The 11,622-nt window shown below is 69.7% G+C and carries 15 protein-coding genes; 5 read left to right on the forward strand and 10 right to left on the reverse strand.

Annotated elements, in window-relative coordinates; translation table 11 throughout:
- Both ACFVWU_RS42465 and ACFVWU_RS42470 read left to right on the forward strand, forming a co-directional pair.
- On the forward strand, positions 1-467 hold a 467-nt coding region (locus ACFVWU_RS42465; protein ID WP_387631546.1), incomplete at its 5' end, for an MFS transporter.
- Positions 468-520: 53 nt separating this feature from the next.
- Positions 521-1,714 carry a permease gene (locus tag ACFVWU_RS42470; RefSeq protein WP_387631549.1) on the forward strand — a complete coding sequence of 398 codons (1,194 nt, stop codon included), beginning with the start codon at positions 521-523 and terminating at the stop codon, positions 1,712-1,714.
- A 37-nt stretch (positions 1,715-1,751) separates the two neighbouring features.
- Here ACFVWU_RS42470 and ACFVWU_RS42475 read toward each other — a convergent pair whose 3' ends face one another.
- From ACFVWU_RS42475 to ACFVWU_RS42495, 5 genes are all read right to left on the reverse strand, one after another.
- Positions 1,752-2,402, reverse strand: a complete 651-nt coding sequence (locus tag ACFVWU_RS42475) for a response regulator (RefSeq protein ID WP_387631552.1) — start codon at positions 2,400-2,402, stop codon at positions 1,752-1,754.
- Between the two features lie 4 nt (positions 2,403-2,406).
- On the reverse strand, positions 2,407-3,594 hold the full coding sequence (locus tag ACFVWU_RS42480; protein WP_387631554.1) for a sensor histidine kinase: 1,188 nt from the start codon (positions 3,592-3,594) through the stop codon (positions 2,407-2,409).
- 5 nt (positions 3,595-3,599) lie between these two features.
- A complete protein-coding gene (locus ACFVWU_RS42485) occupies positions 3,600-5,810 on the reverse strand; it encodes an MMPL family transporter (RefSeq protein WP_387631557.1) in 2,211 nt (736 codons plus the stop codon).
- Positions 5,811-5,995: 185 nt separating this feature from the next.
- Positions 5,996-6,214 (reverse strand): DUF397 domain-containing protein, encoded by a 219-nt coding sequence (locus ACFVWU_RS42490; RefSeq protein WP_387631559.1) that lies wholly within the window; start codon positions 6,212-6,214, stop codon positions 5,996-5,998.
- Complete coding sequence (locus tag ACFVWU_RS42495; protein ID WP_387631562.1) at positions 6,214-7,071, reverse strand: helix-turn-helix domain-containing protein; 858 nt, start codon at positions 7,069-7,071, stop codon at positions 6,214-6,216. The genes ACFVWU_RS42490 and ACFVWU_RS42495 overlap by 1 nt, the downstream gene beginning before the upstream one ends.
- Positions 7,072-7,332: 261 nt before the next feature.
- On the opposite strand from ACFVWU_RS42495, the gene ACFVWU_RS42500 reads away from it, so the two are divergent.
- Together ACFVWU_RS42500 and ACFVWU_RS42505 are read left to right on the forward strand one after the other, a co-directional pair.
- Positions 7,333-7,767, forward strand: coding sequence for an ATP-binding protein (locus ACFVWU_RS42500; protein ID WP_387631564.1), 435 nt, complete (start codon positions 7,333-7,335; stop codon positions 7,765-7,767).
- Positions 7,764-8,045 carry a hypothetical protein gene (locus tag ACFVWU_RS42505; RefSeq protein ID WP_387631566.1) on the forward strand — a complete coding sequence of 94 codons (282 nt, stop codon included), beginning with the start codon at positions 7,764-7,766 and terminating at the stop codon, positions 8,043-8,045. Before ACFVWU_RS42500 ends, ACFVWU_RS42505 begins: the two co-directional genes overlap by 4 nt.
- A 250-nt stretch (positions 8,046-8,295) precedes the next feature.
- Here ACFVWU_RS42505 and ACFVWU_RS42510 read toward each other — a convergent pair whose 3' ends face one another.
- Positions 8,296-8,526, reverse strand: coding sequence for a hypothetical protein (locus ACFVWU_RS42510; RefSeq protein ID WP_387631568.1), 231 nt, complete (start codon positions 8,524-8,526; stop codon positions 8,296-8,298).
- Positions 8,527-8,631: 105 nt separating this feature from the next.
- On the reverse strand, positions 8,632-9,018 hold the full coding sequence (locus ACFVWU_RS42515) for a winged helix-turn-helix transcriptional regulator (protein WP_387631570.1): 387 nt from the start codon (positions 9,016-9,018) through the stop codon (positions 8,632-8,634).
- A 92-nt stretch (positions 9,019-9,110) separates the two neighbouring features.
- Here ACFVWU_RS42515 and ACFVWU_RS42520 point away from each other — a divergent pair, with 92 nt between their 5' ends.
- Positions 9,111-9,950: an SDR family oxidoreductase gene (locus ACFVWU_RS42520; protein WP_387631573.1), complete on the forward strand. Its 840-nt coding sequence runs from the start codon at positions 9,111-9,113 to the stop codon at positions 9,948-9,950.
- A 208-nt stretch (positions 9,951-10,158) separates the two neighbouring features.
- Here ACFVWU_RS42520 and ACFVWU_RS42525 read toward each other — a convergent pair whose 3' ends face one another.
- The 3 genes from ACFVWU_RS42525 to ACFVWU_RS42535 all read right to left on the reverse strand — a co-directional run bounded on the left by ACFVWU_RS42525 (position 10,159) and on the right by ACFVWU_RS42535 (position 11,486).
- A complete protein-coding gene (locus tag ACFVWU_RS42525; protein ID WP_387631575.1) occupies positions 10,159-10,527 on the reverse strand; it encodes a peptidoglycan-binding protein in 369 nt (122 codons plus the stop codon).
- Between the two features lie 174 nt (positions 10,528-10,701).
- Entirely contained in the window at positions 10,702-11,067 is a 366-nt protein-coding gene (locus ACFVWU_RS42530) for a peptidoglycan-binding protein (protein WP_387631577.1), read from the reverse strand.
- A gap of 47 nt (positions 11,068-11,114) precedes the next feature.
- Positions 11,115-11,486: a peptidoglycan-binding protein gene (locus tag ACFVWU_RS42535; protein ID WP_387631579.1), complete on the reverse strand. Its 372-nt coding sequence runs from the start codon at positions 11,484-11,486 to the stop codon at positions 11,115-11,117.
- Between the last annotated feature and the right edge of the window lie 136 nt (positions 11,487-11,622).

Here is an 11,622-nt window from a genome sequence, read left to right on the forward strand (position 1 = left end):
GCCTGTCGGTGGTCGCCGCACTCCAGGCCCGGCGTCTCGCCGACCGGATCGGCGCCACCGCCCAGCTGGCCGTCGCCCTGCTGGTCTGCGGCGTCGGCGAACTCGCCCTGCTGGGGCTGCACCCCGGCGACTCCTGGCTGCGGCTGGCCCCCGGCCTGGCGGTGGCCGGTGTCGGCAGCGGCGTGCTCAACGCGGCGCTCGGCCGCCTCGCCGTCACCAGCGTCCCCGCGCACCGCGCCGCGATGGGCTCGGGCGCCAACAACACCGCCCGCTACCTCGGCTCCTCGCTCGGCGTCGCGGTCACCGTCACCCTGATGGGCCTCGGCCGCCCCGCCACCGCCCGGGGCGCCGCCGACGGCGCCAACCACGCCGTGCTGGCCGCCACCGTGCTGTGCGTGCTCGGTGCGGCGGGTGCGCTGGTCGTACGGGCGGCCCAGCGGCGGGTGTCGGCGCGTCACGGTTCCTGAATACCCCGTACGGGTATATGGTCGCCGACTGGGACTGAGGAAGGCGGACCACTATGCACGCGATCCTGCACGCGCTGTCCATCGCCGGATCGATGACCTGGGAGATCACCTGGGCCCTGATCCTCGGCTTCCTGCTCTCCGCCGTCGTCCAGGCCGTGGTCCACAAGTCCACCGTGGTGCGGTTGCTCGGCGACGACCGCCCCCGCACCCTCGCCGTCGCCTCCGCCCTCGGCGCGGCCTCCTCCTCCTGCTCCTACGCGGCCGTCGCCCTGGCTCGTTCGCTGTTCCGCAAGGGCGCGAACTTCACCGCGGCGATGGCCTTCGAGATCGCCTCGACGAACCTGGTGGTCGAACTCGGCATCATCCTGGCCCTGTTGCTGGGCTGGCAGTTCACCGCGGCCGAGTTCGTCGGCGGACCGGTGATGATCCTGCTGCTGGCCCTGCTCTTCCGGCGGCTTTTGCGCCCGCGGCTGCTCCAGGAAGCCCGCCACGAGGCCGAGTTCGGGCGGGCCGGCTCAATGGAGGGCCACGCGGCGATGGACATGTCGGTGGCCGGGGAGGGCCCCTTCGCCCGCCGCCTGCTCTCCCGGCAGGGCCTCACCTCGGTCTCGCACGTCTTCGTGATGGAGTGGGCCGCCATCCTCAGGGACCTGGTGGTCGGCCTGCTCATCGCCGGCGCCATCGCCGCCTGGGTCCCCGACTCGTTCTGGCAGGCCTTCTTCTTCGCCGACCACCCGCTGGCGGGCAAGCTCTGGGGCCCGCTGATCGGCCCCCTGGTGGCGATCGCGTCCTTCGTCTGCTCGATCGGCAACGTGCCGTTGGCGGTGGTGCTGTGGAAGGGCGGCATCAGCTTCGGCGGCGTGGTCGCGTTCATCTTCGCGGACCTGCTGATCCTGCCGATCCTCAACATCTACCGGAAGTACTACGGCCCCCGGATGGCCCTCTTCCTCCTCGGCACCTTCTACACGGCGATGGTGCTGGCCGGGTACGTGGTCGAGTTCCTCTTCGGCGGCCTCGGCCTGGTGCCGAACCAGCGGAACGCCGAGATCCCGATGTCCGGCGTCGAGTGGAACTACACCACCTGGCTCAACATCGCCTTCCTGCTGCTGGCTGCCGTGCTGCTCACCCGCTTCCTCCGCACCGGCGGCGCCGCGATGCTCCGGATGATGGGCGGCTCCCCGGACGCGGGCGGGCACGCAGCACACGGTGACCCGCACGCGGGCCACGACCACCACGGCCACCAGTGAGCTTTCGCCATCGTCGAACGTTCACTGGGCACCTGGGCTAGCGCCTGTCCAGCAGTCCGCGTTCGAGGGCCACGACCACCGCGTGCGTGCGGTCTCTGACGTCGAGCTTGGCGAAGACCCGCAGCAGATGGGTCTTCACCGTGGCCTCCGCGATGACCAGCCGCCGGCCGATCTCCACGTTGGACAGGCCGTCGGCGACCGCGCTCAGCACATCCACCTCCCGGGTGGTCAGGGCCACCGGAGCTGGTTGCCGCATGCGGGCGACCAGCCGCTCCGCGACTCTCGGGGCCAGGACGGTCTCGCCGCGGGCCGCGGAGCGGATGGCGTCGATGAGCTGGTCACGCGTGGTGTCCTTGAGCAGGTAGCCGATCGCGCCGGCCTCGACCGCGCGCTCGATCTCCGCGTCGGTGTCGTACGTGGTCAGGATCAGTACCCGGGTTCCCGGGTGGCGGGCGACGATCTCGGCGGTGGCACTTGCCCCGTCGAGGACCGGCATCCGCAGATCGATCAGGGCAACGTCCGGCTTCAGGCGCTCGACGAGTTCGACGGCCGCGCGGCCGTCGCCGCCCTCGCCGACGATGTCGATGGTGGGCTCGGAGGCCAGCAGGGCGACGACCCCGGCGCGCATGACCGTGTGGTCGTCGACCACGATGATGCGGAGCCCGTCCGCCGCTGTCCGAGCTGTCATGTCGTCACACCTGACTGTTCGTGGGAATCACGGCGAGGACGCGGGTGCCGTCGCCGAGGGAGCTGGTGACGGTGAGCGCGCCGCCGAGTTCGGCCAGGCGATTGCGCATGCCGTTGAGCCCGAAGCCGTGGGAGTCCTCGACGACGAAGCCCCTGCCGTCGTCGGTTATCTCCAGTTCGACGCCGTCCGGAGACGGCGCGAGGACGATCTCCACCACGGAGGCGGCCGCGTGCTTGCGGACGTTGGCCAGGGACTCCTGAGTGCAGCGCAGGAGCGCGATCCGGGTCTGCTGGTCGCACTCGATGTCCGGCAGGTCCGCGGTGACGGTGAGCCCCGTGTCCTCGGCGAACCGGTCCAGGGTCCGGCGCAGGGTCTTGGCTACCGAGCCGAGGGCGGGACCGCTCTGGGGGGCGGAGCCGACGAGTACCCGCGCCTCGGCGAGGTTCTCGCGTGCGGTGTTCTCGATCGAGAACAACTGTCGGGCGCTCCTGCCGGGGTCGGTGTCGAGGCTGGATCGGGCCGCTTCCGCCAGCACGATGATGGAAGCGAAGCCCTGCGCGAGGGTGTCGTGGATCTCCCGCGCGAGCCGCTCGCGCTCCTCCGTGGCGCCCTGGAGTTTGTGCGCCTCGGCCAGGCGTAGTTGGGCGCTCTCCAGCTCGGAGCCCAGGCGGCGGGCGCGCTCGTCGCTCTGCTCGACGATCCGGACCACCCCCAGTCCGAGCAGCACGCCCGCGACATAGCCGATGAGGGTGAAGACGATGTTGCCGGTGGAGAAGTCCTCCGCGTGCCAGCTCTGATGGCGGATGATGCCGAGCACGGTGGCCGCGGCGGCAGCGCCGCTGAGGGCGATCGAGTGCCGCGGGCTCCTGGCGAAGAGCCAGAAGTGCGGGAGCGACACGATGAACAGTGCCGCGCCGTCGCCGCGCAGGAGGGACAGCGCGCCCAAGCCGAGGACGAGCACGCCCAGAAAGGTGTGGGGGCGCAGCACGGGATTGCGGGGAAGGGCCACAACGGCGGCGTAGCAGAGGGCGATCACGGCAAGCAGCGCCAACGACCAGTGCGTCGCCGCTCCGGTGTGGTGCAGCGCGGAGATGACCGGGGGACACAGGCCCAGGAACACCCAGGAGACGGCGTACCACCGGCGCAGGGTCCGGGTGCGGAACCGGTCGTCGGGCTGCGGCCGTTGAATCATGATCGTCAGCTTACGTTCTGCGGCACGCCGGCAGCAGGGACAGCGGTCTGTGACCGTCGCACCGGACGGAGCGGCCACCATGCCCGCTCGCCGAGGAGCAGCAGCAGCGACGGCAGGACCATGAGCCGGATGACGACGGCGTCCAGCAGCACGGCCACCGCCAGGCAGAAGCCCATCTGCTTCATCTCGGTGAGGTGCAGGGCGACGAAGGCACCGAACACCGTCACCATCACGATCGCCGCGCTGGTCACCACCTTGGCCGACCGGCTGATGCCGTCCACCACCGCCTCGTGAGCCGACATCCCGTTCTGCCTGGCCTCCTGGATCCGGCTGACCACGAACACCTGGTAGTCCATCGACAGGCCGAAGAGGATCACGAAGAGGAACAGCGGCACGCGAGACGCGATCGCGCCGAGGGAGTGGAAGGCCAGGAGGTCCTCTGCCCACGTTCCCTGGAAGAACACGACCAGCAGGCCGAGCGAGGCCCCGGCGGACAGCAGGTTGAGGACGACGCCGATCAGGCCGATGACCACCGAGCGGAACGCCCATACGGTCATCACGAGGGTCATCAGAAGGAGGAACCCGATGACCAGCGGCAGTTTGCTGTTCTCGTGATCCACGTAGTCGCGGCCTCGGGCCACGTCACCGCTCACCCCCGTCTCCACGCCGGACAGCTTGCCGACCGTGGCGGGCAGATAGTCCTTACGGATGTGGTCGAGTGACTCGATCGCCTCGGCGGAGGGCGCGGGGAACGGGACGGCCAGCTCCAGCACGCTGATCCGGCCGTCGGCCGACGTACGCACCCTCGGCTCGGCGTCCCTGGCGAACAGCGGATCGGCCTGCGCCCGCCGGCCGAGGTCCGCCAGCGCATGCTGCACCCGGGCCGCTTGGTCCGGAGTGGAGCGGGCGACAACCACGTGCTTGACCAGGAGCTCCGGGAAGGCCGTGGTCAGCCGGTCGTAGACCTGCATGGCCGGGATGTCGCGGGAGAAGGTGTCCTTGCCCGGGTCGACGAGCTTCAGGCCGAGCGCGGGCACCGCCAGGGCGAGCATGACCAGCACCGACACGCACAGCGTGAGGGCGGGACGCTTCTGCGCGGGCCTCAGCAGGGCACCGAACACCCGGCCCGTCTCGGCCTCCGCGCGCTTCGTGCGGACCGGCTTGCCGTGGCTCGCCCGGCGGGCGGCCTTGCCGGCCGCACGGCGCTCGGTCCTCCGGCCGATCTTCACCAGGAGTGCGGGAAGTGCGGTCAGGGAGCTGGCCATGGCGACCGCCACGACCAGGATCGTGCCCGTCGCCAGCGAGGAGAAGATGACGTCCGTGGCCAGATACAGGGTCGCGGTGGAGACGATCACGGCGAGACCGGAGACCACGATGGCCCGGCCCGCGGTCGCCGCCGCCAGCTCCACCAGGGCCTCGGAGCTGAGCCGTCCCCCGGCGCGGGCCCGTTCCTCGCGTTCGCGCTTGAGGTAGAAGAGCGTGTAGTCGACGCCTACCGCCAAGCCGATGAGCAGGATCATGTTGGTCCCGACACCGGGGTCGGGCAGGACATGGGACGCGATCATGGACAGCCCCAGGGCGGCGGCGATCGAGGAGAGCGCAAGCAGCAGCGGCACACCGGCCATGACGACCGATCCGAAGACGATCAGCAGGGTGATGAGCGTGACCGGCAGGGTGATGCGCTCGGAGAGCGTGAGGTCCTTCCCGCGCTGGTCGTTGACGCCCTTGCTGATGGCGGGGGAGCCGGTCTCCTCCACGACCAGGTCCGGGTGGCCGCCCTGCACCTGGGCCGTCTGGGCGAGGACCGGGACGACGTTCTTCTTCCCGTCCAGCTCGGGGCCCTTGAGGATCACCGGGACCCTGAGAACCGTGCCGCCCTTGGATCGGACCGGAGCTGCCACGCTGTCCACCTCGGGCAGCTTGCGCAGGCGCTCGGTGAGGTCCTGCGCCGCAGCAGCGGCGGCGGCCTGGTCCAGCGGCCCGGACCTGGCATGGATGATGATCTGCTCGGTCGGATGCTGCTGCAGGCCTCCCGCAGCCGCGATCGCCTCGGCCCGCCCCGCCTCACCGACCCGGTAATCCTCGGTAGTTGCCTCATGGGAGCCGATCGCGACGCCGGCCCCGAGGCACAGAATGACAAACGCGAACCAGCCGGCGATCGCGCGCCATGCGTGCCGGGCGCTCCAACGGGCTATCCGTACGGGGAGTTGACTCATACCCGAGATCCTGGTCGGCCGAAGGCCGCGCCCGACACGCCCGGCCGGTTGAACCTTGGGTCCACCGGTCGGTGGACGGCCGGGGGTGGGGCTGCCGCTGCCAGGCGGCGACAAGGCGATCTGGGATCAACTGCGAATCCACTTGCGTGAGAAGTCGGCCCGGCCGACTTCTCACGCAAGCATGCTCAGGTATTGGGAAGTTCGCGTGCCTTGATGGCGGTGACGAACGCCGTCCACGCGTCGGTGGGAAAGACGAGCGCCGGCCCGCTGGGGTCCTTGGAGTCACGGACCGGGACGATGCCGGCGAAGCCGTCGGCGACCTCGACGCAGTTGCCCTGGTCCGTGCTGTACGAGCTCTTCCGCCACTCGGCGCGACTCACATCCGCGGTCGGATCGTTGTCCATCACTCAAGTTCCTTTGCAATTTGCGTGACGAGCCGCCGGGACGGTGCGAAGTCAAGCGCTGCTGCTCGGAGTCGATCGAATGCCTGGGAATAGGTAGCGACGTCGTCATCCCGTTCGAGATAGAGGCTACTCGCCAGGCCATCGGTGTACACCACGTCGAGATCATTTCGGACGGGGAACTCCAGAATCACGAACGGCCCGTGCACGCCTGGGTGGGCACCGGCGGCGAAGGGCACGACCTGCAAAGACACGTGCGGCTCTCTACTCGCGACGACCAGTTGCTGAAGCTGCTTCGACATCACGGCCTTGCTCCCGACTACTCGCCGAAGTGCGGCCTCATCCACGATGGCCCATAGCTTGAGCGGATCTTCGCGCTGAAGCGCTGCGTTCTGCCGTGCCAGGCGAACATCGACCAGGGCGTTGATCACCTCGGGCGAAGCGTCAGGCCTGAGCTGTCGGATGAGTGCTCGCACGTAGTCGGCGGTCTGGAGAAGTCCCGGGATGAGCGACGACTCGAAGTTCCGAATCGACACGGCCTCAGCCTCGAAGCTGATGAACGATGCGTAGTTCTGCGAGATCACGTCCGAGTAGGGCTGCCACCACACCCTCCGCTTGCCCTCGCGCGCCAGCGTCGCGAGCGCCTCCCTGGTTGCCGGGTCGGCGACTTCGTAGACGTCGAGCAGTATCCCAACCTCGTTGGCCCGGACCCCGTGGCGCCCGTTCTCCAACCGGCTGACCTTGGACTGGTGCCATCCGAGCCGGGCAGCCACGTCGTCCACCCTGAGGTTGAGCCCCTCACGGATCCTCCGCAGTTCCGCACCCAGCATTCGGCGGCGCACCGTCGGTGTTGCGGCCACGCTCCGACCTCCCCTCGTCGCGCTCTGTCGTCGGGCCACAGTCTGGCGTGACGGAAGTGGTTTCGTCACATCAGATCCCAAAGGACATATGTACTTTGCTGGATTCGATTGCACGAAGCCAGCGCCACGGGGCATGCTTACGAAGTGTGGTGGACATCACCACGCAGCGTGATCCTGGCGGCTCATCGCTCGGGCATTCCCATGCCTCTCGCCGCCCTCCGGATCGCGAACTTTCCCATCACCCCCGGAGGAGGCCCTGCCATGCCCGAAATGCTGGAGAAGCCGCCTGCCCCTGCGAGCGAGTTCTCGTGGTGGCTGCCCAGGCACCACAAGTCCGCCGGCTACGCCCGGCGACTGCTCCGAGCCTTCCTCGCCAAACAGCCCGATGGCGAACAGGTCCTCGACACCGGCGAGTTGGTGCTCGGCGAGCTCGTCACCAACGCCGTCCTCCACGCCAAGACCCCGCCGGGACGGCTGATCTTCATCCGGCTCGAACTCCACCTCGGCTCGCTCCGTATCGAGGTGCACGACGCCGACGCCAACCGGCCGTCGATTCCCCGCCCGGCCGCCGAGGACGACGAGACCGGGCGCGGGCTCCGGCTCGTCTCCCAGCTCGCCGCAGACTGGGGATGCTGCCCGCGTGCGGGCGGCATCGGCAAGGTGATGTGGGCGCGAATCGAAGGAGACCCGCAGTGAGCTTCGAACTCCCCTTCCCCGTCACCGTCGAGATCAAGGGCATCACGAAGGTCGCCACCTTCACCAGGCTCTCCGACGCCCTCGAAGCCATCCGTACCAGCCTCGCCCGACTCCCGCTGGACGACGACCAGGCCGGCTACCTCGCCGACCTCTTCGGCGACGCCTCTGCTGCCCGAATCGCCCACCAGCTGGTCGAGTTCGGCGCGGTGCGCGCGATCGCCTTCGTCGGCATCGAGTCCGCCCACCCGATCCACCTGCGCGCGACGGACCCCGAGTGAACGGGCGACTCGCCTGGGCCCGCATCGAGATGTGGTGGTGCCTCAGCGCCCAGTTCTCCCGGCCGATCCGCGCCATCAGCCCCCGCCGCCAAGCCGCTCACACCGAGATGCAGCTCTGGGCGGCCACCCCGGGTAACGCGGAAGCCCTTCTCCTCTCAGTGCTCCGGCAAGCCGCCCGACACCCGTTCGGGTAAACGGAGCTGCCGGGCGATCCCGCGTGGATGGCCCGGCATCTTCCGTACGGGCCTGCTCAGTGCCGGTGGTCTTCAATGACGGTGCAGTTGGTGTTGACGGGCTCCGCGTACTCAAGGACGTCGTCGAGTCGCCCCCTGTGGAGTGCGCCGCTGTCGAGCCGCTCGGACTCGATGTATGTGACGCCGTCCTTCACGAACACCCCGGTCACCCGGAAGTCGTGGTCGTGTTGCGGCGCGTCCGGGTGGCGCCGGGCCCAGACGGAGCCGATCGTGGGGTGCGCGGTCATGTCGCCCAGTCTGTCACCGCCGGGAGTCCAGCGTGGCTGGCCCGGCTGGGCGCGGGTCGTGCAGCGGGCGAGGCCGTCCGTCGGCCGCCGGTCGGTGGCCGTATGTCAATCGATGTCGGGCCTGCGCAGGCCGAGCAGCGACAGCCGGCTGGTGATCCGGTCGAACAGTTCCGTCAGCGGCTCGCTGACCTCCTGGCCGAAGTCGGTCAGCCCGTAGGTGACTTGGGGTGGCGTCGTCGGCTCGACCTTCCGCCAGACCAGGCCGTCGTCGACCAGCGCGCGCAGGGTCTGGGAGAGCATCTTCTCGCTGATGCCCTGGATGCTCTCGCGCAGCTCGTAGAACCGGAGGTCGTTGCTCCGCAAGGAGATCAGCACCCAGATGCCCCACCTGCTGGTCACGTGGTCGACCATGTCGCGGGCGGGGCAGTCGGTGTGAAACACGTCATACCGGGCTCTGGTCTCGACCTGGCTGTGCTGCAAACCTTCCGTCATGTCATGAACTTACCTCCAGGTATGTCCTTACGAAAAGTTAGCCGCCGCTCCTAGCGTGAGGAGCACAGAGGACATCCGACAAGGAGCTGAGCATGATCGTGGTGACCGGGGCTACCGGGAACATCGGCCGGCCGTTGACGCAGGCGCTGGCCGAGGCGGGGGAGCAGGTGACGGCGGTGTCGCGGCACGCTGCGGCGGTGCCGGACGGCGTCCGTCACGTGGTCGCCGATCTGGGAAGGCCGGCCGGCCTCAAGCCCGCGCTGGAGGGGGCGAAGGCGTTGTTCCTGCTGCTGTCCGGCGACCTGCACGCCGCAGGGGCCAGCCCTGCCGACATCATCGGCGAAGCTGCGGCCGGCGGGGTGCGCCGGGTCGTCCTGCTCTCCAGTCAGGGCGTGGCGACCAGGCCCTTCGGCGAGACGCGGATCGCGATGCGGGCGCTGGAGGACGCGCTGCGGGAGTCCGGCCTGGAGTGGGCCGTCCTGCGGCCGGGCGGCTTCGCCTCCAACGCCCTGTGGTGGGCCGAGTCCGTTCGCGCGCACCAGGTCGTCCCCGCACCCTTCGGGGACGTCGGCGTGCCGATCGTCGACCCGACGGACATCGCCGCGGTCGCGGCGGCCTGCCTGCTGGACGACCGGCACGCCGGCGGCGTGTACGAGCTGACCGGTCCGGAGGTGATCACTCCGCGCGGGCAGGCGGAGGCCATCGCCGCCGCGCTCGGCACGCCGGTGAGGTTCCACGAGCTCACCCGCGACGAGGCCAGGGCCGCGATGGCCCGGAGCATGCCGGCGGAACTCGCCGACGACACCCTGGACATCCTCGGCTCCCCGAGCCCGGCCGAGCTGCGCGTCAGTCCGGACGTCCAGCGGGTCCTCGGCCGGGCCCCGCGCCCCTTCGCCGACTGGGCCACCCGCAATGTCGCCGCGTTCCGCTGAGGCCGGTCAGCGCGAGCCATCGATCCCCGCCCTGAACGGGCGCCCACGCAAAACGCTCGGCTGGGAGACCCCAGCCGAGCATCTCGCCAGGCTCCTGGCCGACGCCAGTCGATCACTGTGGTGCGATGTCCCCGGGAATCCGCCGATTCCCGGGGACCGACCGCACCTTGGCCCCCCGGTCAGGCGCGCCGCCGTGGTTGGCGGTTCGTCAGCAGCCGGTGAGCTCGTTCCACGGGGTGGCCCAGAAGTCCAGCGCCTTCCAGGTGTTCGGGCCGACGATGCCGTCGACCTGGAGCTTGGTGCACCCCTGGAACTTCTTCACCGCGGCGAGGGTCTGGTCGCCGAACTGCCCGTCGACGCTCAGGCTGAGGGGGGTGGACCAGAGGGTGGAGGATGCGTTCAGTTCGCACTGCAACGCCTTGACCTCGTCACCGCTGTCGCCGTAGCTCAGCTCCGCCTGGCTCCAGCTGTACGTGCCGCAGTCCGAGGTTTCGGCCGAGGCGCTGCCGGCGGTGGTCACACCGAATCCGGCGGCCAGAGCGGTGGTGAGGACGACGGCCGCGAGCTTGTTGCGCATGCGGGTTCCTTTCGATGGGTGTGTGGTCGTTCGGGGCCCACGGGCCCGAGGGGTGAGGGCTGGGCGGCACCCGGGACAAGACCGGGCACCGCCGCGCACTGACCGGAGCGGCCCCCGCCGAACGACCCACGAATCCCTCGGCCCCGGGGCGCTACGGCGGATCAGCCTGGACGACTAGCACCACACAGGGGTGGTTCCCTGGCTGCTCTGGTAGTCCAGCTTGGCCCAGGTCAACGGGCCGACGATGCCGTCGGGCTGGAGACCGGTGCACGTCTGGAACTTCTGCACCGCGGCGAGGGTCTTGGGGCCGAACTGCCCGTCGACGTCCGGGCCCATGTAGGCGAGCGAGTTGTAGAGCTCGCACTGCAGCGCCTTGACCTCGTTACCGCTGTCGCCGTTGCTCAGCTCCGGCTCGCTGGTGCTGTAGCCGCCGCAGAGCTGGCTCGGGGACGTCGCGGCCGAGGCGCTTCCGGCGGTGGTCACACCGAATCCGGCGGCCAGAACGGTGGTGAGGACGACGGCTGCAAGCTTGTTACGCATGGTTCTTCCTTCGGTACAGGTGATGGGGAGTACGTGGTCGGGCCGGATCAGCAGAGGTACTGCGCCTGGGTGTCGATGTCGCTCTGGTTGTCCAGCGCGGCCCAGGTCTTCGGGCCGACGATGCCGTCGGCGTCAAGGCCGGCGCACCCCTGGAACTTCTTCACGATGGCGAGGGTCTGGCCGCCGAAGATCCCGTCCTCCTGCAGACCGGCGCCGCGCACGCTGTAGTTGAGCTCGCACTGCAGTGCCTTGATCTCCGGGCCGCTGTCGCCGTAGCTGACCTCCGGCTCGTTGTCGCTGCTGAAGCCGGTCCAGGAGCACACGGCGGGGGTGCTGGCGGACGCGGTGGTGGCGGTGCCGACTCCGAGGCCGGTGAATATGACGGCTCCCGCGGCGATGGCAGCGATCTTGGTACGCATGGATGTTCTCCTTCACATGGGGACAGGTGGATGGCTCGGGGCGCACGGTGCGGCCGCCGATGACATGCCGGAGCGAACAGCCCCCGGGCGGGTGGTGACGGGCCTCGCGCGGGTGACGGCAGCCGTCACCCCCGCG

Source organism: Kitasatospora sp. NPDC058190 (assembly GCF_042883685.1).
In the GTDB taxonomy this organism is placed as follows: Bacteria; Actinomycetota; Actinomycetes; order Streptomycetales; family Streptomycetaceae; genus Kitasatospora.